The organism is Acinetobacter lanii (assembly GCF_011578285.1).
GTDB classification, from domain to species: Bacteria; Pseudomonadota; Gammaproteobacteria; order Pseudomonadales; family Moraxellaceae; genus Acinetobacter; species Acinetobacter lanii.
Map to the genome: position 1 here is coordinate 2,842,032 of NZ_CP049916.1, position 23,479 is coordinate 2,865,510.

At 41.3% G+C, this 23,479-nt stretch carries 16 protein-coding genes; 10 read left to right on the plus strand and 6 right to left on the minus strand.

Annotation, left to right across the window (positions count from 1 at the left end):
- Window positions 1–197: 197 nt before the first annotated feature.
- Entirely contained in the window at window positions 198–2,381 is a 2,184-nt protein-coding gene (locus tag G8D99_RS12880; RefSeq protein ID WP_166326558.1) for a carboxy terminal-processing peptidase, read from the minus strand.
- Window positions 2,382–2,578: 197 nt separating this feature from the next.
- Here G8D99_RS12880 and nagZ point away from each other — a divergent pair, with 197 nt between their 5' ends.
- Both nagZ and G8D99_RS12890 read left to right on the plus strand, forming a co-directional pair.
- Complete coding sequence (gene nagZ, locus G8D99_RS12885) at window positions 2,579–3,598, plus strand: beta-N-acetylhexosaminidase (RefSeq protein ID WP_166326560.1); 1,020 nt, start codon at window positions 2,579–2,581, stop codon at window positions 3,596–3,598.
- 178 nt (window positions 3,599–3,776) lie between these two features.
- On the plus strand, window positions 3,777–4,691 hold the full coding sequence (locus G8D99_RS12890; protein ID WP_166326562.1) for a class I SAM-dependent methyltransferase: 915 nt from the start codon (window positions 3,777–3,779) through the stop codon (window positions 4,689–4,691).
- Window positions 4,692–4,785: 94 nt separating this feature from the next.
- Here G8D99_RS12890 and G8D99_RS12895 read toward each other — a convergent pair whose 3' ends face one another.
- Window positions 4,786–6,117 carry an alpha/beta fold hydrolase gene (locus G8D99_RS12895; RefSeq protein WP_166326564.1) on the minus strand — a complete coding sequence of 444 codons (1,332 nt, stop codon included), beginning with the start codon at window positions 6,115–6,117 and terminating at the stop codon, window positions 4,786–4,788.
- 410 nt (window positions 6,118–6,527) lie between these two features.
- Between G8D99_RS12895 and G8D99_RS12900 the strand changes: the two genes are divergently transcribed.
- From G8D99_RS12900 to G8D99_RS12925, 6 genes are all read left to right on the plus strand, one after another.
- Window positions 6,528–7,793, plus strand: coding sequence for a glutamate-5-semialdehyde dehydrogenase (locus G8D99_RS12900; protein ID WP_166327773.1), 1,266 nt, complete (start codon window positions 6,528–6,530; stop codon window positions 7,791–7,793).
- A 531-nt stretch (window positions 7,794–8,324) separates the two neighbouring features.
- Window positions 8,325–9,551 carry an acetate/propionate family kinase gene (locus G8D99_RS12905; protein WP_166326566.1) on the plus strand — a complete coding sequence of 409 codons (1,227 nt, stop codon included), beginning with the start codon at window positions 8,325–8,327 and terminating at the stop codon, window positions 9,549–9,551.
- Between the two features lie 128 nt (window positions 9,552–9,679).
- Window positions 9,680–11,821, plus strand: coding sequence for a phosphate acetyltransferase (pta, locus tag G8D99_RS12910; RefSeq protein WP_166326568.1), 2,142 nt, complete (start codon window positions 9,680–9,682; stop codon window positions 11,819–11,821).
- 296 nt (window positions 11,822–12,117) lie between these two features.
- Window positions 12,118–13,641, plus strand: a complete 1,524-nt coding sequence (locus G8D99_RS12915; RefSeq protein ID WP_166326570.1) for a fumarate hydratase — start codon at window positions 12,118–12,120, stop codon at window positions 13,639–13,641.
- Between the two features lie 125 nt (window positions 13,642–13,766).
- Window positions 13,767–14,321: a DUF2059 domain-containing protein gene (locus G8D99_RS12920; RefSeq protein ID WP_166326572.1), complete on the plus strand. Its 555-nt coding sequence runs from the start codon at window positions 13,767–13,769 to the stop codon at window positions 14,319–14,321.
- 36 nt (window positions 14,322–14,357) lie between these two features.
- A protein-coding gene (locus G8D99_RS12925) for an IS5 family transposase (RefSeq protein ID WP_166324527.1) occupies window positions 14,358–15,109 on the plus strand; the annotation gives its coding sequence in 2 pieces (ribosomal slippage) (window positions 14,358–14,580 and window positions 14,580–15,109; 753 coding nt in all).
- Window positions 15,110–15,223: 114 nt separating this feature from the next.
- On the opposite strand, the gene G8D99_RS12930 is transcribed toward G8D99_RS12925, so the two are convergent.
- The 4 genes from G8D99_RS12930 to tig form a co-directional block, all read right to left on the minus strand.
- Window positions 15,224–15,976, minus strand: coding sequence for a DUF2846 domain-containing protein (locus G8D99_RS12930; protein WP_166326574.1), 753 nt, complete (start codon window positions 15,974–15,976; stop codon window positions 15,224–15,226).
- A gap of 177 nt (window positions 15,977–16,153) precedes the next feature.
- The gene (clpX, locus tag G8D99_RS12935) at window positions 16,154–17,464 is read right to left on the minus strand and encodes an ATP-dependent Clp protease ATP-binding subunit ClpX (protein ID WP_166326576.1); all 1,311 of its coding nucleotides are present in this window, start codon (window positions 17,462–17,464) and stop codon (window positions 16,154–16,156) included.
- A gap of 36 nt (window positions 17,465–17,500) precedes the next feature.
- Window positions 17,501–18,112 carry an ATP-dependent Clp endopeptidase proteolytic subunit ClpP gene (gene clpP, locus G8D99_RS12940; RefSeq protein ID WP_166326578.1) on the minus strand — a complete coding sequence of 204 codons (612 nt, stop codon included), beginning with the start codon at window positions 18,110–18,112 and terminating at the stop codon, window positions 17,501–17,503.
- Between the two features lie 192 nt (window positions 18,113–18,304).
- Complete coding sequence (gene tig, locus G8D99_RS12945) at window positions 18,305–19,636, minus strand: trigger factor (protein ID WP_166326580.1); 1,332 nt, start codon at window positions 19,634–19,636, stop codon at window positions 18,305–18,307.
- 528 nt (window positions 19,637–20,164) lie between these two features.
- On the opposite strand from tig, the gene G8D99_RS12950 reads away from it, so the two are divergent.
- Entirely contained in the window at window positions 20,165–22,423 is a 2,259-nt protein-coding gene (locus G8D99_RS12950; protein WP_166326582.1) for a TonB-dependent receptor, read from the plus strand.
- 108 nt (window positions 22,424–22,531) lie between these two features.
- Window positions 22,532–23,215: a Fe2+-dependent dioxygenase gene (locus tag G8D99_RS12955; protein ID WP_166326584.1), complete on the plus strand. Its 684-nt coding sequence runs from the start codon at window positions 22,532–22,534 to the stop codon at window positions 23,213–23,215.
- Window positions 23,216–23,479: the final 264 nt, after the last annotated feature.

Genomic DNA, 23,479 nt, shown 5'->3' on the forward strand with positions numbered 1-23,479 from the left:
CGAACCTAATTATTTTTGTATTCAAACCCCAAAAGTACCGCAATATAAATGTAAGAAGGTTCAACTTTTTAATGAGCATTTGTCGCTTACAACAATATCACCATCTCCTTGAAGGTCAAGTTCTTTTTAGATTTGCACATTAAAAAATGGCATATAAAAATATGCCATTTTTAACTCAATCTTAATAACGCCTGTAGCTATTTTCTTAAATCAGCCAAATCCAATAGCACATGAGCGGCTTCCATCACAAAGGTTTCCTCCTCAGGTAATGCAGGTCTTTGATTTGCTTTCATTTTTGCCCGAGACTCAGCCAATGCATCAAGTGATGCTTGGTAGCTTTCCCAATTTGAATACGGTTTTTTGCCGGTTTCAGTACGACGTTTGTTTTCAGCCGCCAAAGTTTTCTGCTCAAGCGCAATCAGTTCAGCCTTGCGTTTGTTGATATCGAGCACAATTTTCTTTTGCTCTTTGGCGGTTTGTGCCACCGCTTTACGCGCTTCTAGATATTTAAACTGCGAGTCTGCCTCAACACGCTGTTTCGATTTTGCACTGAGCTGTTCAACATAGGCCTGAATTTCACCCTCACGCTTAAACGGTGCAGTTGGAATCGTATCCCACTCCAAAGCATTCTTCGCCTTACGTTCACCAAATTCTTCGTCATAAATGTCGACCAATTTAATGTCTGGCACCACGCCTTTATTCTGGGTACTGCCGCCAGTAATTCGGTAGAACTTACGTTGCGTTAAAGTTGCTTGACCATAAGCCAAGCTGTCTAATTGAACCTGCGCAGTCCCTTTACCGGTGGTGGTACTGCCAATAATCACACCACGACCATAGTCTTGAATCGCAGCCGAGTAAATCTCACTCGCTGAAGCAGAGGCCAAGTTGATCATCACGGCTAGAGGGCCGGCATAAGTCTGTTTACCGCCATCAGTGTCTTCAAACACACTGACATTGCCATTGCCATCACGGATCTGCACCACAGGGCCAGATTTGACCACCTGTCCAATCATTTTCGACACTTCTTCTAGTGAACCGCCCGGATTATTACGTAGGTCAATAATAATCCCTTCGACTTTTTGATCCGCTAAAGTTTTCAACGCTTTATTGGTGTCTTCAGAGACAGAACGATATTCAGCCCCTGCACGGCGGGCACGATAGTTCAAATAGAAGGATGGGATTTCAACCACGCCAAAGGTATGTTTTTTACCGTCACGGGTCAGATCGATGGTACGGCTACGTACACCGGCATCTTCTTCTTGAATCACATCACGCACAATGGTCACGGTACGCGCTTGACTCATCGACGCTCCTGTACCGAGCAGTTTGACCGTGACTTTGGTGCCACGTTTACCACGAATTAAACCGACAATTTCTGAGCTCGGCCAACCAATGACATCTACCATCTTTTCGCCGTCTTGCGCCACACCAATAATGCGGTCGCCTGACTTCACTTGACCCGTTTTACTTGCTGGCCCACCATCCACGATGGTTTCAATTTTGGTGTAGTCTTCATTGCCACGTTCCGGACGAATGGATACCCCAATCCCCTCCAACTGCAAAGTGGTTTGACGATTGAGTTCCATCGCATCGACAGGTGGGAAATAATTACTGTGTGGATCATAGGTGGCCAACATTGCGTTGAGTGTTTTTTCTAACACATCATCACTTTTAATCCGTGACATGCGCTCAAGTTGACGGGTATAACGCTTGGTCAAAGTTTGAACTGGGGTTAAATCCTCTGCCGCTGTCAAATCCTGACCATCGGCTAAAGTTGGATCATCTTTCAATGCTTTTTGCTTGGCTTGATCTTCTTCTTTTGAAATCGTGAGATTGATCAGCTGTGACACCAACATTTTACGCCATTGGGTCTCTTGCTCAGCACGGGTATTGAAATACGGCGCTTTTTCACGATCAGTTTCAATATAGCTATCCGGCTGATTTAAATTTTGCGGTTTTTTCAGCTCGGCCAACATGAAAGTATAGAACTGCTTTAAACGGGCACGATATTGCTCATGAATACTGTATGGACCTGTGAGGTTACCGGCTTTTAAAGCTGCCCCAAAAGTTGGACCGAATTTCTTTTTATAATTGGCCACTTCATCGCTTAAAAACAAACTGTGATCGGGATCTAAGCTGTCCAAATACATGTCTAAAATACGATTCGATGTATTGGCATCTAAACGCATATTTAAGTAATGCTGTCGATCGACCAAGGTTGCAAGCTGTCGAGAAACCAAGGCTTGCTCTTGTGTTGGTTGAATACTTTGAGCCACCGAAGTCATAGGCTCACTCGCCGCAATGGCTTCATTCATCGCATGAGTAAAGAATAAACCACCCGTTGCAACTGCAACTGCGCAAGCTAATGTTTGAAGTTTCATAAATACTTTGACGTTCCTTGGATTAACCAAATGCTATGCTGTTTTTCGATGAGAATGCTTCAGATTCAAAATCTTAAACAACTTTATATGTTTATGCCGTGTAGTTTTATCATAATCTGTACTGAGAAAATGTAGCAAATCATTGCAGAATTCGGGTATTGTTTTCTCTTTTTAAAAATACAACCACGGACTCCACTATGATTGGCGCTTTGATGCTTGATATTGCGGGCACACACCTTACTCAAGAAGATATTCAACTATTGCAAGCTCCGCAAGTCGGCGGCGTGATTTTATTTTCAAGAAATATTGAATCGCCTCAACAAGTTCGTGCCTTGACTGATCATATGCGTCAAGTTCGTCCTGATCTTCTCATTGCGGTCGATCAAGAAGGTGGACGTGTGCAACGTTTAAAAAATGGGTTTACCCTGCTACCGGCTATGGGCAAATTTGGTCAACTTTATTTAACAGAACCCGAACGCGCGTTGAAATTGGCGGAACAATGCGGTTGGCTCATGGCAACCGAAGTGTTGGCGGTGGGCATTGATTTTAGTTTTGCCCCTGTTTTAGATATCAATGCTATTAGCGATGTAATTGGAGATCGTGCTTTTGCCACAAATGTGCAGGACATTATCTCGCTTGCCAGTGCCTTTATGCGTGGGATGAAACGTGCAGGCATGGCCAATACCGGCAAACATTTTCCCGGTCATGGCTCAGTCAAAGCGGATTCACACGTGGCAGCAGCGGTTGATCCACGTAGCTTTGATGAAATTTATAAAAACGACATGCAAAGCTTTATTCAGTTGCAACCACAACTCGATGCTTTAATGCCTGCACACGTGATTTATGAAAACGTCGATCCGAATCCTGCTGGCTTTTCACCGTATTGGATTCAAAAAGTGTTGCGTCAGGAAATGCAATTTGATGGCGTGCTGTTTTCTGATGATCTGACCATGCAAGCGGCCTGTGTTGCCGGTGGCGCAGATGCTCGGATTAAAGCCGCATTGGCTGCCGGCTGTGACATGGGCTTGGTGTGTAACCAACGTGAAGCTGCATGTTTGGCCCTTGAAGCGATTACCGATTTACCGCTACCAAATCAACAGCGCCTAGAACGCATGCGCGGTAAAATCCCTCAGATTCAGATTGGTGAACAACTAGACCTAGGTGCCGAATGGGCTGAGATTAAACAGGCGATAGAACAGTTTAAACAGTCTGCTTAACTCACTGGTTCATTCGGTTTTAAACCAAAAGGAACATGAAAATGTTCCTTTTTTTATGGCAAGCTTGTTATGCTAAAAACATGTTACTGGCTGCGTGAAGTTTTCATGCCCTTGCATGGCGATTGCTTCAACAGCAGATAGATCAAGAATAAAATGTAAGAATAATATAAGGACGCTTATGTCTTCACACGATTTAAAAAGCAACTCTACACCCGATGTAAAAACCTCTAAGCATCGTCATATCTCATTTACGGCGCATTATACCGGTTATATTTGGTATCAAATGGGGATTTCGCACCCTGCTTTTGCCACACAAAAAGGGCATTTTTTGGCAAAAATGGTCAGCCCCATTGAACGTGTAGCGGAGCGCTATATTGGCGGCAGTATGCGCACCACGCTAAAAGCCCGTCATACCCTTTTGGATGCGCATTTAACGGGGCTGATTGAGCAATATCCTGACTTACAAGTGCTTGAAATTGCGGCAGGACTCTCCCCTCGAGGTTGGTGGTTTAGAACGCATTACCCGCATATTGATTATCGGGAGCTCGATTTACCTGCAATGGCAGAAATCAAAAACACAGCTTTACAATCGATCGATTCCAATAGCCCTGCCATGTTGTCAGCCGATTTATTTACAGACGATTTCAAGTCTGCATTTGGAGTATTCGATCCGAACCGACCATTGCTGGTGATCAGTGAGGGTTTAATTAATTACTTTGATAAAAATCTATTACAACAGTTACTCAAATCGATTGTGAACTATGGCAAAGGCTTTAAAGCCTTGCATTATTTAACGGATGTATATCCTGAACCTGTAAAAAATAAGTTGGCAAAAGTGATTTGGTCGAGCAGTAAATTACTTAAACTCATGTCACGAAGTGCGTTTAGTTTTCACTTTGTGGACCCAACTGAAGTTGAAACTTTTTTTAAAAACGCAGGTTTTCAACAGGTCAATGTGGTTCAACCGCAGCTTTATTTTAATCAGCAAGAAATAGGAGATCAGCCAAGTGCTGAACCTGAACGACAGCACAATGAAGTGCAAGAACATCAAGGTGATTTGGTTTGGATGATCTATGCAAGCCATCAGGCTTAAGTACTGACCTGCAAATTGAGCTCAGACTTTGCAACATATCACATTGAAACGTACAACAAGGCTCGAATATATAAAGCTTGGGCTTGAAGTGGGCTTAAACCCCTTCAAGCATTTCAACAGTTTGAGTTTGCGCGCAGATAAATTTAAGTAAACGATCTGCCACATCAAATGAACCGTGTTTAAATAGCGCTCGAATGCCGTTTTGGTCCGCTTCAAAAATCAAACATTCCACTTGAAACTCACCCTCTTCATCAGACAAATGCAATGCCAAATCACGTGGATGTTGCTGGACAAAATTTAAATCCTGAGCATCAATCAACTGGATATGGACACCAAAATAGTTAATATCCACCACCTCAACAGCGACTGTTTCATGACGACCACACAAACTGAGCTGAGTATGTGAATCGACTAACTGAATACGTTCCTCACCACGACGTTCCATGTGGAGCATTTCTTCACGAGTTAAAGTGATAATACCTTCGACTTTGGAAATATCCTGCTCTTTCAAGAAAGTGGTAAATAGGTTCATGGTTTCTTTACGGCGCTGCAACTGCGGGACGTGGTCGGCATTGGCAATCATGGCAAATTGCATGTCAGGACATTGCAATGCAAAATTGGCATTTTCATGCGGTAAGGTGAAGCTATCAAACTGACCACAGGCCACTAAAGTTTTGCATTGTGGAATCGGCACATTTTCAAGGCGAAGCAACCGATTACAGTTGATTTCGTAACGCTCTTGCTCTGTTTCGGTAAATTGTGCCATCTGTTTAAAGAATAAACGCTTCGCGGTGGGTGACATGCGGGTTTTGTCAAGCTTGGCATGATTAACCAAATATAGAATCACCGCTTGACCAAATTCATCCATGCGCTGTTCTTTCATCAACATTAGTGATTCTTCAAGCAGCATGCGCCAACTTTTGCGGGTCTTTTGCATCACTCCCATCAGAATCATGCGATCCATCAGTTCAGGTCGTTGTGCTGCAAAACAAGAAGCCACCACTGAACCCAAAGACATGCCCATGACTGAAACTTTGGATATCCCCACAATATCGAGCCATTGTCCTAACATTCTAGACAGTTCAGGTAACTCTAAAATCCCTGCCGACTCGCCTGTATCACGATTACGAATTTGTTGGTTAGAACCTAAAGATGGTAAATCGATCAGGATCACCGGACCTTTTTCAAACAACTGCTCGACACAATATTTATAAGAATTAAAGTTTTGAAATGCCCCACCGACAATCACAATTGGGGTGTTATGCATGGTTGCAGGGTCAGCAATCGCCATATATTCAATTTTCCAACCCTCAATCCACGTTACACGTGGCGGTTGTTTGAAGCTATTCTTGTTATACATATCGAAAAAACTAAACCCAGCATCATTGGGGTAGATTTCATCATCCATTCGTATCATGGAATTCATATCCTTATCTCCATTCTGGCTTTATTGTTTTATTTAGCTCGCCACTTGTCCTGTCGCTAATACATCGTATGGTCTTCCATCTCACCATACTGCTTTTATCTTAGGCTGTATCTTCAGTGCTTAATCTTGACTGTAAACATGGCTTTGATGAATCTTTTGACCACGTTCTCAAATATTATCATTTTAGCAACGCAATCAGCATTTGCTTTCATTCTATACAAGTGAATGTTTTCTACGCAATCATTGTATTGACCATTTATCGTGTTTCTCAGCCCAATTGAGAGAAAATTGAAAGAAAAATGGTTACAAGTTTTATCTGCGTTTGGGTTTTTTTGTTGAATAATCATAGATTGTTCAATCTCGCACTGCTACTATTTGAGTGAGATTTTTAAGTGATCAATTTAACGGCTATGCAAGTTTCAATCGAACAGTATATGCAAATGGTAGGTCAAAATGCCCGTGAAGCGTCACGCTTCTTGGCAGGTGCCTCTACATTTGAAAAAAATAATGCGTTATCGGCTATTTACACTGCATTGGTAAATAACGAATCGCAAATTTTAGCAGCCAACCAAATCGACATGACCCAAGGTCGTGAAAAGAATTTGGACAGCGCTTTACTGGATCGTTTGGAACTGACCCCCACACGCTTTAAGGGCATGCTACAAGGCCTAAAAGATGTGATTGCACTGATTGATCCGATTGGTGAAATTACTGATTTAGCATACCGTCCTTCTGGGATTCAAATTGGCAAAATGCGGGTGCCTTTGGGTGTAGTCGGCATGATCTATGAGTCTCGTCCAAACGTGACCTTAGAAGCGGCTTCATTGGCCATCAAATCCGGTAATGCGATTATTTTACGTGGTGGTTCTGAAGCTCTACAGTCGAATAAAGCCATTGCCGCAGCGATTCAACACGGTTTAAAAACCGCCGGTGTACCTGAAAATGCGGTGCAAGTGGTGAATACTGCGGATCGTGCTGCGGTCGGTCAGTTGATCACCATGTCTGAATATGTCGATGTGATTGTGCCTCGTGGCGGTAAAGGGCTGATTGAGCGGATTACCCATGAAGCCACCATTCCCGTGATCAAACACTTAGATGGTAACTGCCATGTGTTTGTGGAAGCACAAGCCGATTTACATAAAGCCCTGCCAATTGCATTGAATGCAAAAACCCATCGTTATGGCGTATGTAATGCCATGGAAACTTTGTTGGTCGATGCAAAAGTGGCGGAAGAATTTTTACCGCGTATTGCTGAACTGTATGCCGAAAAGCAAGTCGAATTACGTGGCTGTTTAGAAGTACAACGCATCTTGGGCAGTGCCGTAAAACCAGCATCAGAAGAAGATTGGTATGAAGAATACCTTGGTCCAATTTTGGCTGTGAAAGTGGTGAGTGGTATTGACGAAGCGATTCTACATATCAACAAATATGGCTCACACCACACTGACTCGATCATTACTGAAAACTTTACCCTCGCACGTAAATTCTTAACTCGCGTGGACTCAAGTTCAGTGATGGTGAATGCATCGACCCGTTTTGCCGATGGTTTTGAATATGGTCTTGGTGCTGAAATTGGTATTTCCACCGATAAAATCCATGCCCGTGGACCAGTGGGTCTTGAAGGTTTGACCTCACAAAAATGGATTGTGTTGGGTGATGGTCAAATCCGCCAATAAATTGATCTGATTCAATTTACCTGAATACTTTAATGCAATCTTGTTAATATATTAAAAATCAGCTCCATATTTGGGGCTGATTTTTTTTGGGGGAGTTTACTAAAAATACCCGATACCCTATCGGATCAACTTGATCATTTCATTTATGGTCAGATTTGAGGGGCTTTTAAAAACTTTGAACGCTAGGGTCTAGATTGTTGTTTTTCATCTTGGTGATACAAACTGTTTTGTTTTTCTCATGATTTTGATTAAATTTTGCATAAATAATCATCAAAAATTCAATATCGTGCTATTTTTAGCCATTCTAAACGTTTTAAAAGCCAACTTTTTAATAAGTTTAACCTATCGAATGATAAATTTTAATTATTATTCAAGATTAGGTCGATAGTGCTTAAGTCTAATCTGCTAAAGTCTATCTAGGACACTAAATAAACGCATGATACAAAGAACACACAGATCGCTTGCTTTGAAAAGCATCAATCTGAGGACATAAAAATTAAGTACGAGAGTTTACAGTAAGGGAAATACAACATGTCTAAGTCAGTACTGGTCATCAATTGCGGTTCTTCATCAATTAAATTTGCATTATTGCTTGAAGACCAAGAATTCCGCATCCATGGTTTAGCTGAAAACTTGGGCACACCTGAAGCACGTATCAAAGGTGTTACGGTGGGCAATGAACCTGTTGATATTCGTATTCCCAATGCAGACCACAAAGAAGCCTTAGAAGTCGGTTTGTCGCGTTTAGCCAACTATAAACCAGATGCAATCGGTCATCGTATTGTGCATGGTGGAACCTTAACCAAAGCTGAATTGATCACCCCTGAGATTATTGATCGTATTCGTGAAGCAACGCCGCTTGCTCCACTGCACAACCCTGCACATTTGGTGGGGATTGAAGCGACTCAACGTTTATTTCCAGATTTACCTCAAGTGGCCGTATTTGATACTGCATTCCATCAAACCATGCCCGCACATGCATACCGTTATGCATTGCCAAAATTTCTTTATACCGAACACAATGTACGCCGTTATGGCTTCCACGGCACCAGTCATGCTTATGTCTCTGAACGTGGTTCGGAACTTGCCGGCAGCTATAAAGAAGGCGGTTGGTTAACGGCGCATTTAGGCAATGGAAGCTCGACCTGTGCCATTTGGAATGGTGAAAGTGTGGATACTTCTATGGGCTTAACCCCACTTGAAGGGGTAGTGATGGGTACACGTAGTGGTGATGTTGACCCAAGTATTCACTCTTTCCTTGCACAAAACTTAGGTTGGGATATTTATAAAATTGACAAAATGCTGAATAGCCAAAGTGGCTTATTGGGCTTATCCGACCTATCGAATGACATGCGTACCTTGATTGAAGCCTCTGAACAAGGCAATGAAGATGCAAGCCTTGCGATTGAGGTATTCTGCTACCGTCTAGCTAAATCATTAGCAGCATTAAGCTGTGGCTTACCTCGCCTTGATGGTTTGTTCTTTACTGGTGGTATTGGTGAAAACTCGGCGTACATCCGTGAAAAAACCATGTCGTACTTACCGCACTTTGGTTTTAATTTAAGCAAAGAACGCAATGATGGCTTAAAGCGTGGAACAGAAGGTCGGATTGATTCAGGCAAGGGTCCACAAATTTGGGTGGTACCGACCGATGAAGAAGGTCGTATTGCGCAAGAAACCAAACAAGTGGCCTTTCATGAATTTGATGCTGAGCCTGAATGCCTAAAAAAGTCTGAACACGGCATCGCATTGGCATAATCGTCTAGTGCTTTGAGTCATTTGGTGATGCAGGGTTTTGTGCGATTGGCTACTGCCCTGTTTATAGATGATTGAGAACGCTCTAGGTCATTTATTCTGATATTTATTTTTTAGATTTTGAAGCTTTTATGAAAACAATCTTATTGGTTCCGACGGGCGAAGGTGTTGGTTTAACATCAGCATGCTTAGGTTTAATTTATGCTTTGGAATGCCAAGGCGTTAAAGCGGGGTTTTTAAAACCCTTTTCACAAGATGAAAAAGCCTCAGCGGAAGACCGCACGACAGCGTTGTATCGTCATTTATTTAAAAATGATACAGTAGAACCCCTTTCTTTCGCGTCTCTTACCGATCAACTCAATCAAGATCAAACCGATGAAGTGCTCGAAGAAGCGGTTCGTTTGCAGCGTGAAATTGCCAAAAAGCATGACATCATCATTGTTGAAGGTTTAGTGCCGAGCAGTCGTGATGCCTTTGCCACTGAGCTCAATGCTGATTTAGCCAAAGCGCTCGATGCCAAAGTGATTATTGTCGGGACTGCGGACGTCAACAACCCTGTTAAATCCGCCGATAAAATTGACAATCAACTGCGTAGTTTAGGGGGCTTGAGTAGCAACCGCTTGGCAGGTGTGTTGTTTATGCGTACTTTGGGCTTGCCTGAAGAATCCGCACAGATTCCGGTTACCCTCGATTCCAATCTGCGTCTAGTTGATGAAACGACACAATTTATTCAAGCCTTGCAAAAGACCCATGCTCATTTTGGTACGACACAACTGCCTGTGATTGGTTTAGTGCCGTTCAGTAACATCTTGAGTGTGCCGCGCATGTCGGATATTGCGCAGCAAATTCAAGCTGAGTGGGTGAATTTAGGCGATGCGCAATTGCGCCGTGTTTTACACAGTAGTTTAATTGCTTCAAACATTGAACATGAAATGCATAAATTTGTCGCAGGTGAGCTGATCATCAGTGCTTCTGACCGTATTGATGTCTTGCTTGCAAGTAGCTTGGCGAGTAGCAATGGCATTCCACTGGCAGGTTTAGTGCTCACTGAACACTATGCGCCAAATCCATTGGTACTGGACTTCTGCCAAGTGGCGATCAAGCAAGGGTTACCGATTTTACATACCGGTTTAAGTACTTTTGAAACAGCGCAACAACTCTCTAACTTAAGCAATGAGATTCCGGTCGATGACACCGAACGTGCTGAGCAAGTGACCCGATTTGTATCGAGTCATGTCGATCCTGAATGGATGACTGCCCTACTCAATGGTTCCTATCAGCCTCGCCTGTCGCCGTCTGCATTCCGTCATGAACTGATCCAAAAATCCGTTGCTGCGAAAAAACGGGTGGTTCTTCCTGAAGGTGATGAACCTCGTACCATTGAAGCAGCTGCAATTTGTCAATCTCGTGGGATTGCACAGTGTATATTACTGGCTAAACCCGAAGCGGTGGTTGAAGTGGCTAAAGCACGTGGCATCGAATTACCACATGATTTAGAAATTATTGATCCTGATTTAATCCGAGATCAATACGTTGAAAAAATGGTAGAGCTACGTAAAGGTAAACTCAACGCGCTTCAAGCCACAGAACAACTACAAGACACGGTTGTCCTCGGCACCATGATGTTGGCACTCGATCAAGTGGATGGTTTAGTCTCAGGCGCGGTACACACCACCGCCAATACGGTACGCCCTGCATTTCAATTGATTAAGACCGCACCTGATTATTCATTGGTGTCATCTGTGTTCTTTATGCTGTTGCCAGATGAAGTCTATGTCTATGGTGACTGTGCAATTAATCCGGATCCTGATGCTGAACAACTGGCAGAAATCGCCATTCAATCGGCCGACTCTGCGAAAGCCTTTGGTATCGACCCTCGTATTGCCATGATTTCGTATTCCACAGGCACTTCAGGTGCAGGTGCAGATGTTGAAAAAGTGGCGAAAGCGACTGAAATCGCAAAACAACGCCGTCCTGATTTACTGATTGATGGACCTTTGCAATATGACGCAGCATCAGTTGAAAGCGTGGGACGTTCTAAAGCCCCTGATTCAAAAGTCGCAGGTCGTGCCAATGTATTTATTTTCCCTGATTTAAATACAGGTAACACCACCTACAAAGCCGTGCAACGTGCTGCCAATGTAGTTAGCGTAGGTCCAATGCTGCAAGGCTTAAATAAACCCGTGAATGATTTATCACGTGGTGCGTTGGTGGATGACATTGTATTTACCATTGCTTTAACGGCGATCCAAGCGGATCAGCAAACTGCTTAATCTGATCAATAAGCCGTTTGCATAAATTCAGATTAAAGTGTCATCCGGCCTAAGTCCTATGGCACTTTTTTTGAGCATCGAAACTAAAAAATAAGCTCAATATTGACGGATTGAGTCTTTTTGAATTGAGCAATGTATAGCATAGCTATAAGCATATTTCTAAGCAGATTTTCAAGTAGTCGCCTTCAAGCTCGCATTAGACTTTCGCTTAATAAAATGGTAAATCTCGCACAAAACTCAACTTATCCCTTATAATTTAGCCCGCTAGCTATCAGCCCGCTCAAGAGATATTTGATATGACAACTATTATCAAGCAAGATGACTTGATCACATCGGTCAAAGATGCGCTTCAATTTATTTCTTATTATCATCCGCAAGACTTTATCCAAGCGATGAGCCGTGCTTATGATCGTGAAGAAAACAAAGCTGCGAAAGACGCGATTGCACAAATTTTAATTAACTCTCGTATGTGCGCGGAAGGACATCGTCCAATCTGTCAAGATACGGGTATTGTGAACGTATTTCTTGAAGTGGGCTTAGACGTTAAATTTGATTTAACCATGAGCCTAGATGATGCAATCAATGAAGGTGTTCGCCAAGGTTACCTAGAGAACTCTAACATTCTTCGTGCATCTGTACTTGCTGATCCTGCTTTTGGTCGTAAAAATACCAAAGACAATACCCCTGCTGTGATTCATTACAAACTCGTACCGGGTAACAAAGTCGATATTACGGTTGCTGCTAAGGGTGGCGGTTCAGAAAATAAATCTAAACTTGCAATGTTGAACCCTTCAGATTCAATTGTGGATTGGGTACTGAAAACTGTGCCAACCATGGGTGCAGGCTGGTGTCCTCCAGGTATGCTCGGTATTGGTATCGGTGGTACTGCTGAGAAAGCCATGATGCTTGCAAAAGAAGCATTAATGGAAGAAATCAACATGGACGAACTGCTTCGTCGTGGCCCACAAAGCAAACTTGAAGAACTACGTATTGAAATCTTTGAGAAAGTAAACGCTTTAGGTATTGGTGCGCAAGGTCTTGGCGGTTTAACCACTGTTCTTGATATTAAAATCAAAGACTACCCTTGCCACGCTGCGGGTAAACCCGTCGGTATGATTCCAAACTGTGCGGCAACGCGTCATGCTCACTTCCAATTGGATGGTTCAGGTGTTGCTCATATTCAAGCACCAAGCTTAGAAGACTACCCTGCTGTGACTTGGGACTCTTCAAGCTCTAAACGTGTTGATCTAGACAATATCACCCAAGAAGAAATGAATGCTTGGCAACCAGGCGATACATTACTACTCAACGGTACGATTTATACGGGTCGTGACGCTGCGCATAAGCGTATGGTCGACATGCTCAATAATGGTGAAGAACTTCCTGTAGATCTTAAAGGTAAGTTCATCTACTACGTAGGCCCTGTTGATCCAGTAGGTGATGAAGTCGTAGGTCCTGCTGGTCCAACAACAGCAACACGTATGGATAAATTCACACGTCAAGTGCTTGAAGCAACGGGTCTTTATGGCATGATCGGTAAAGCGGATCGTGGTCCTGCTGCCGTTGAAGCCATCAAAGACAATAAAGCGACTTACCTTATGGCTGTGGGTGGTGCTGCGTATCTCGTATCGAAAGCTATTCGTGAAGCAGAAGTGGTGGCGTTTGCTGACCTAGGTATGGAAGCAATCTACAAATTTGTCGTAAAAGACATGCCTGTATCTGTGGCAGTTGATGTAAATGGTACATCTGTACACGCAACTGCACCAAAAATCTGGCAAGCAAAAATTGGTAAAATTCCAGTCGTTGACGCTGCAAAATAATTTTACTGATTTTTAAAGTGTCCTGATCTTCACAGATCTTAAAAAAGCATCCAATCGGATGCTTTTTTCATTTAAATTGATTGAATAAAATTTTAAAACAATCCTAAAAACATAATCAGCCAAGCATGAAAATAACAACGATTTTATCCATTACCCTACTCATACTGATCAATCAGAAAAGCTTTGCCAAACAAGCCACTGAGCAAAGCGTCAATCAGCTGATTCAAGTCATGAATATCAATTCAGTTCTGCAAGAAACACTCAAGCAAATACGTCCTCAAATGGATCAAAATGCGTATGTCACGGTTAAAAGTATTATTAAACATGATCAGCTTAGTCCACAAGAGCAGATTGTTGCCAATGAGCTTGCAGATCAGATGTATCAGCAAAGTGTCAAAATACTGGCTTGGGAACAAATGAAACCGATTTATGAAAAAGTCTATCGTGAGGTCTATAGTGGTGAAGAAGTTCAGGCTCAAATTGATTTCTATTCAAGTGAGATCGGTCAATCCATTCTTCGAAAATCACCACTTGTCGCTCAAGAATCGATGAAAATTATCAATACACAAATCGGGAAAATCTTACAGACTCAAGAAAAAGACCTGCAAAAGCTCAATCTAAAATTAGGGCGTGTTCTCATTTCAAAGAATGATGGTGTAAGCATAATTCGATCAGTGTAAAATCTACTTCTTATTCATTTTATTGATATTTTGAACATGACACGCCGAGTTATAACAGATGATATATGGTTGCAATTACAAGAAACAATGCAGCTTTATGGATGTTACCGCTCTAAAAACAGTAGAAATATCATGGAAGCCATATTTTGGAAGCTGCGCACTGGAGCAACTTGGCGCGATATCCCTGAAGACTTATGTCCTTGGCAAACGGCTTATAATCGATTTAATCGTTGGGCTATTAAGGGCTTGTGGGATAAGTTTTTTTTAGCTTACGAGGAACATTGGATACAGAATGGGTATTCATTGATGGAAGCTACATCCGCGCTCATCAGCATGCAAGTGGAGCTAGGTACGGTGAAAATAGAGCAATTGGAAGCTCAAGAGGCGGAGCAACTACAAAAATACACTTGGCCACCGATGCCAATGGATATCCGCTTGATTTTGAAATCACTGGAGGTGAAGTCCACGACAGTCAAGTTGCACCGCGGTTAATTGACTTGATTGGGAGTGCTGAATATTTGGTGGCAGATAAGGGTTATGACTCTGAAAAAATTAGAGAATATGCTAGAAATCACGCCATGATTGCAGTTATTCCTAGAAAATCCAATAGCGCCAAAAGCAATCCTGAATTTGATGCTTACTTATATAAGCTACGCCATTTAGTAGAAAATGCCTTCGCACGCTTAAAGCATTTTCGTAGCATAGCAACAAGATTTGATAAATTAGCGAGAAATTATAAAGCCATGCTTAGACTCGCCTGTATATTTATTTGGTGTAAAGCCAAATGAGAACACACCCTAGATAATTTGAAAAAAGCAGCAGAACAAAAATAAAGCTTATGCATAATTTATCAAGAAAATAAAAAGAGGGATCTCTCCCTCTTTATCGCTCTTAGAGTATCTTTACCACGTTCTTGGATCATACACTTTAAAAGGTTTGTTCAAGCGAACATCATCACTGGCTTTATATTTTCCACTGTCAATTTTTTCACGGCTTTTGATAACTTTACCATCCGAAGCGACTTCAGCGACATAATTTAAACCTGGTGATTTCAATTGGGTCATCCCAATTTCTTTCAAAGCCTGTTTGGTTGGCATCTGCATCAATGGCCCAACTCTCAGCAAATCGGCATCACCATTAGGACCACCACGGAACTGTTCCTCTTCATATTTAAGGAAATAATGTTGACCTGCCTTCACACTAAAATTGGCGACCAACGGCTTTTGGAAATGCATGACGGCAAGCGGACGACTTAAACTTAAACGGTAATCGCCTTCCGCTAATTCAATCCAGTAATAATGATTACTGATGAGACTTGGAATTTTTTTACCATTTAAAAAGAAGCTGGGTGCAATAATTTCTTGTCGGTTCCATTTACTGTCAGGACGATATAAATACACCACCGCAGCATGAGGATGTTGCGGTTTTACAATTTTAAAAAACTGACCCGGTTGCTGATTGACCCAAGAGCCTGTGCTAAAACCCGCCACTTTATATTGATCTAACTTCGAACTGATCAATCCAGGCTTCTCTGAAAAATCAACAGGACCCAAAGTAGAAATGATCTGACTCTGCTGAGCTGAAGTTTCAGTTAGTACATGACCACATGCCACCAAGCCCGTGGATGCCAACAGCATAAATGCCCAATAACGCATGATTATTCCTCATCACGTATTTTTTATTTTTTCGGTTTTGATTCGATTTATCGTTCGAGCTTAACATTTCACTTTAAGATAAAAAATAAAAAAGGTGGAAAAAGTCGCACTTTTCCCACCTTTCGGATGAAATACCATTATTGATCAATAACAGTATCTCTTAGTTGAATGAATCTCTTAAGCAGATTTACTGTCTAAAATTTTCAGATCAACTTTCTCTTCCACTTTTTTTTCAGCTTTCGGTTGACGCTCAGCTTGATAGGTAGGCTCCGCTTTATCATTGATAACAGCATCATTGATAATCACGGTGCCAATATCCGTACGGCTTGGTAAGTCATACATGGTTTCAAGCAACACATTTTCCAAAATTGAACGTAAACCACGTGCACCTGTATTACGCTCTAAAGCTTTCTTCGCAATCGCACGAAGCGCAGAATCTTCAAATACAAGATCTACGTCTTCCATTTCGAACAAGTACTGATACTGACGGGTTAATGCATTTTTTGGCTCAGTCAAAATTTGCATCAACGCTTCTTCATCTAGCTCTTCAAGCGTTGCAATCACAGGCAAACGACCGATAAATTCTGGAATTAAACCAAATTTAACCAAGTCTGCTGCTTCAACTTGACGGAACAATTCAGACACTTTTTTGGTGTCATCTTTGCTCTTCACATCTGCAGTAAAGCCGATGCCGCCTTTTTCTTGACGCTGTTGCACCACACGCTCAAGACCTGAGAATGCGCCACCACAGATGAATAAAATGTTCGATGTATCAATTTGAATAAACTCTTGTTGCGGATGCTTACGACCACCTTGAGGCGGAATTGAAGCAACCGTACCTTCGATCATTTTCAAAAGCGCTTGCTGAACACCTTCACCCGACACGTCACGTGTAATAGAAGGGTTTTCAGATTTACGGGTAATCTTGTCGATTTCATCGATATAGATAATGCCTTTTTGTGCCTTATCTACATCATAATCCGCTTTTTGAAGGAGCTTTTGTACAATGTTTTCAACATCTTCACCGACATAACCAGCTTCAGTTAAAGTGGTTGCATCAGCCATAGCAAAAGGTACATCTAAAAGACGAGCCAGTGTTTGTGCCAGCAAGGTTTTACCTGAACCTGTTGGACCAATCAGCAAGATATTACTCTTGGCCAATTCAACACGATCTTCAGTCTTGCTTTCAGTTTGAGTCACTTTCAAACGTTTGTAATGGTTATAGACTGCAACAGACAAAGTCTTTTTCGCAGTATCCTGACCAATCACATACTGATCAAGCGCCGCACGAATTTCATGTGGCTTTGGCAATGGACGAGATGCCCATTCGCCTGTTTCAACTTGCTGACTCGTCTGAACCAAATCTAGGCATACATCTACGCATTCATTACAAATGTAAGCGTCCTCGCCTGCAATGAGTTTACCCACTTCAGACTGCGTTTTACCGCAAAATGAACAATGCTTATGTCCTTGAGGATTTTCAGACATCTTCACTCCAAATTTCTAATCTATGCTTATATAAGCTTAAAGTTGTGGGCGTTTTGATAATACTTCATCAACCAAACCATATTCTTTTGCAGCCTGTGCTGTCATAAAGTTATCACGGTCGGTATCACGCGCCACAGTCTCATAATCTTGTCCACTGTGTTCTGCCATTAAACGGTTTAAACGCTCTTTAATGAACAAAATTTCACGGGCATGAATTTCAATATCTGATGCTTGACCACGGAAACCACCGAGTGGTTGGTGAATCATCACACGCGCATTTTCTAAACAGTAGCGTTTACCCTTCGCACCCGCATTCAATAAGAATGCACCCATCGATGCTGCTTGCCCCATACAGTAGGTCACAACATCCGGTTTAATAAATTGCATGGTATCGTAAATCGCCATACCTGCAGTCACTGAACCACCTGGTGAGTTGATATATAAGTGAATATCTTTTTCTGGATTTTCTGCTTCTAAAAATAACATTTGCGCAACGATTAAGTTCGCCATGTTATCTTCAACTTCGCCGGTTAAAAAAATCACACGTTCACGTAAAAGACGTGAATAAATATCAAAAGAACGCTCGCCACGAGAAGACTGTTCTACCACCATCGGCACGAGTGCGTTATCAATTGTTGGAACATACATACGTTATTTATTCCTAATTTTTTGTTACTCAACACATAATCACAATATGAGGGATAATTTATGAAAATGCAAAATATTCCCCATTAAATATCAGAATATTTTTGAATACTCTATGTGAATAAAGATCATTGTGACAATGTGGCAGTCGTAAAAAAAGGCGCCTTACAGCGCCTTTTTTCAATCAAGAAGCGATTAGCCTTGTTGACGAGCTTGTTGCTCTTTCAAAAGCTCTTCATAGCTTACTTTAGTGTCAGTCACTTTAGCAGAAGCTAAGATGTGATCAACCACTTGATCTTCTAACACAACGCCTTCGATTTGAGCGCGTTGTTGTTTATCATTTTTGAAGTATTCAATCACTTCGTTTGGATCTTCGTAAGAAGATGCCATGTCAGCGATGTAAGCTTCAACACGTGCTGGATCAACTTCAATCTTAGATTCAGCCAACACTTTGCTTACCAATACGCCCAATTTAACTGCTTTTTCAGCTTGTTCTTTGAACAACTCATCTGGAAGCATGCTTGAATCAAACGCTTTAGCGCCTTGAGCACCAAACTGTTGAGTGAACTGTTGAATCATTTGTTGACGTTGACGGTCAATTTCTTGAGCCAACATAGACTCTGGAATTTGAACTTCGTTTGCTGCTACAAGCGCATCAAAAGTTGCACCTTTCACTTGGTTACGAAGACCATTTTTCACTTCGCGTTCCATGTTTTTACGAACGTCAGCTTTTAATTTTTCAACGCCTTCTTCTTCAGTTAAACCAAAGATTTTAAGGAATTCAGCATCAATTTCTGGAAGTTTTTGTTTTTCAACAAGCTTAACCGTGATTTTGAATTGAGCAGCTTTACCAGCAAGGTTTTCAGCTTGGTAATCTTCAGGGAAAGTAACATCGATTACTTTCTCTTCGCCTTTCTTCATACCCACGATGCCGTCTTCAAAGCCCGGGATCATACGACCTGAACCTAGAACAAGTTTGAAGTCTTCAGCAGCGCCGCCTTCAAATTTCTCGCCATCCACAGTACCTTCGAAATCGAAAGTCACTTGCATGTCTTTTTTCGCCATGCCTTTAGTTTCAGTCCAAGAAGCACGTTGCTTTTGAAGATTTTCGATCATTTGATCAACGTCTTTGTCGTTCACTTCAGTTGATTTACGTTCAACTTCAAGACCGTCAAATTTCACTTCAACTTCTGGATAAACTTCTACAGTTGCTTCGAAAACAAGTGCATCTTCTTTGTTTTCAACTTTATCAATGTTTGGCATGCCAACAGCATTGATTTTTTCTTGCTGAATTGCTTCGAATACTGTGTCACGAATTACATCGTTCACAACTTCTTGATAAATGCCTGCGCCATATTCACGACGTACCACGTCTAGAGGCACTTTACCTGGACGGAAGCCGTTAATCTTAACAGTTTTAGCAGTGCGTTTTAAACGAGCTTCGAATTGCTCATTCACACGGCTCGTCGGTACAGATACAGTTAAACGACGGGCTACGCCCGAAACCGCTTCAGAAGTTACTTGCATGGCTTCCTCGATATAGAAATAGTAGTTGCAATTTTTAAAGTGCCACATTATATGACAACATTGGAAGATATACAAAATACATTCATTTCTCCATCATTATTTTTATTAATCTCCTATTTTTATTAGATTTTTTTATGTAAGGATAATTTCATTTTTATGATTCTGCTGATAATAATTCAATCTATCATTTTAACTCCACCATCACAGAATTCTCATTTTTCATAGTGGATAAATTCAATCTCAAAATAAATTTAAGCTTAACTTTTGATTATACATCACAGATTTCCAAATAAAAAAAGCAACATATTGATCAAAAAATGAATTCTCAATCGCTCTCTAACTTTACATCGAATTCTTAGATTTATAATAAAAATCAGTAGATTGAGTCATAATAAATACATTATAACATTTAATAAATGAATTAAATAATTAAAGTCAATCGCTAAATCCGCTTATAATTGAATGTAATTTCAAACAAGAATCATTATTATTCGCAAACAAATTCATACTACACTTTTTGAGTAAGTAATGGCCTTCATTAAAACACGCAAAAAAATCGTATCATCTGCGATTGTGTCATCTCTCTCGGTGATGGCAGGACATGCAATTGCACAAGACCAAGTCACTCAGCTTGCAACAATTGAAACAAAAGCCGAAAAAGAACAAGGTTTTAAAGTTGATCAATCAGCCAATGCTAAATTTGTTGCACCACTTTTAGACACAGCTAAGTCAGTGTCGGTGATTTCAAAGCAAATGCTTGAAGATACCCAAGTGACAACATTAGCAGATGCATTGCGTACTGTACCGGGGATTACCTTAGGCGCAGGTGAAGGCGGTAACCCAAATGGTGATCGTCCATTTATTCGTGGTTATAGCTCAGAAAGTTCAATGTATGTTGATGGTGTGCGTAATGCATCATCACAAAATCGTGAAATGTTTGCGATTGAACAAGTTGAGGTCACTAAAGGTTCTGCTTCTGCAATGGGCGGTGGTGGTTCTGTCGGTGGTAACGTCAACATGATCTCGAAGCTTGCTAAACAAGGTAACTTTTTAGAAGGTTCGGTTGCGGCAGGTACAGACAGTTATCAACGTATTACCTTAGATGGTAACAAAGATTTTGGTAACGGGATTGCGGCGCGTGTTGCCATTTTAGGCCATCATAATGAAAAAGCAGGTCAACATGATGGTGCTGAATACAGCCGCGTGGGTATTGCACCGAGCATTTCTTTTGGTCTAGACACCCCTAACCGTGCGACCTTAAGTTACTACTATCTACAATCAGATGATACTCCAGATGCGGGTATTCCATATAACAACCCAAACAACACCACTGGCCGTGCTGGACATCCAATTGATGTAAAACCAGGTACTTATTATGGCTGGCGTGATCGTGATTTCCAAAAGCAAGAAAATCACATTGGTACACTTAAATTAGAACATGATTTTTCTGATAATCTAACCATCAGCAATACAGCGGTTTATAGTAAATCAAAGAACAATTATGTCTGGACTCAACCAGATGACTCTACAGGTAACTTTATCAATACCGCAACAGGTGAGTTACAGGACACAGGGGTTTGGCGTCGTGCCAATACGCGTATCACAGATACCCGTACCTTTACCGATCAATTGGCTTTAACAGGTAAATTAAATACAGGCTTTATTAAACACTCATTTAATCTGGGTGCTGAATTTAGCCGTGCAGAATCAGATAAAGGTTCATACAACATTGCTGATGGCTCAACAGCAGATATTACCAAAACGGCTTGTGGTGCAGGTATCACAGCATCTAACGGTTGGTGTGCTTCAACCTTCCATCCAAATGCCTATACACCATTCAATGGCACCATCACTGCAAATGCTAAAGCTACAACGACCACCAGTGAAAATACCGGTATCTATTTCTTAGACCATATGGAACTCAGCAAACAATGGATGCTTGATTTTGGTATGCGGTGGGATAATTTCGATTCAGAAGTGGTGTATAACAAAGCCACTACAGGTCGTAACCCTGTACCTGCAGGTTCAGTATTTAATGCACGAGATGACTTTTTCAGCTGGAATGGTGGCCTTACCTTTAAACCTACCGAAAATGGCAGTATCTATTTCAACTACGCATCATCAACCAATCCAATTGGTGTAGACCAAGGTGATGGTAGTGAGTCTCTTGCAACAGCTCAATTACAAAATGAATTGAAGCCAGAAAGTGCTCAAACCTTTGAAATTGGAACCAAATGGGATCTATTCCAAGAGCGTTTAAATGCGACTGCGGCAATTTTCCATACCAAAAAGAAAAATACACGTATTGAAGTTGAGCCTGGCTTAACAACCAATGCAGGTGAAAGTACCGTTGACGGAATTGAAGTTGGCTTAAACGGTAAGATTACCGATAAGTGGGATATTTCACTGGGTTATACCTACTTAGACAGCGAATTAACCAAAGCGGCTTATAATGCAACCAACGAAGGTAAACGTTTAGCCAATGTACCAAGAAACAGTGCAACACTGTGGACAACCTATCAAGTGCTTCCTAAACTTCAACTTGGTTTCGGTGCTTTAGGTATGGATCGAGTGTACGGCAGTAGCAATGATGGTAAAGAAAAATATGTACCAGGTTATGTCCGTTTTGATGCCATGGCACGCTATGACGTGAACAAAGACCTAAACGTTCAAGTCAACTATAACAACTTAGCGAATCGTCATTACTTTACCAAAGCTTATGCTTCTCACTATGCAACTGAAGCAGAAGGTGCAAATGCAGTCTTGTCTGTAAACTTTAAATACTAATTTAAAGTCAAAACAGAATCCCATAGTTAAATTATGGGATTTTCTAAAAAATAGCCTCATAATGAGGCTATTTTTATATCGATTATAATATTCAATATAGGTGCTGTTGTGATTCATCATATTCCCAATGTACTCAGCAAAGAACAAGTCCAACTTTTTCGTCAGGAAATGGATCAAGTGGAATGGGTCAATGGTAAAGTGACCGCAGGTACCCTGTCAGCGACCGTTAAACAGAATCAACAACTGCCTGAAGATCATCCGCTTACCCATCGACTTAGTACCATTATTTTAGAATCCTTAGGACAGCACCCACTTTTCTTGTCGGCTGCGATTCCACTCGATATTATTCCCCCATTGTTTAATCGTTATGAAAACAATCAAGCATTTGGTTTTCATGTAGACAACTCTATTCGTCGTATTCGTGGCACTAATGAACGTTTGCGTACTGACTTATCTTGCACGGTATTTCTGAGTGAACCTGAAGAATATGAAGGTGGAGAACTGGTCGTGGAAGACACGTATGGATACCATGAAGTCAAACTGCCTGCAGGCGATATGATTCTCTACCCATCCACCAGTTTGCATGAAGTCACTCCGATTACTTCAGGCTGTCGCATCGCATCATTCTTTTGGGTTCAAAGTATGGTGCGTGATGACGCTGAACGGCATATGTTGTTCAACTTAGATCAGAGTATTCAGAATCTACGTATGCAACTGGGGGATCAGCATGCGGAAGTAATCAAACTCACCAATCTCTATCATAATCTCATGCGTAAATGGGCTGAGCTTTAGTAGAGATAAGGCTGTAAAGATAAATCATATTCAATACTCAATATGATTTATCCCTCCCCTATTGCATCTCTTGAGTATTTAAACCAGCGACATATTTTATCATTTGTCGCTTTTTACCCACAGATCCTTTATATTTTTTAATCCACGTCTATTTTTAGAAAAATTTAAAGACAAAATAGCAATCAAACGGAAATATTTTTCACACAATAATTAATATAAGAAAATCTTTATTAACATACGACTAAAATCCATAAAAATAGGAAA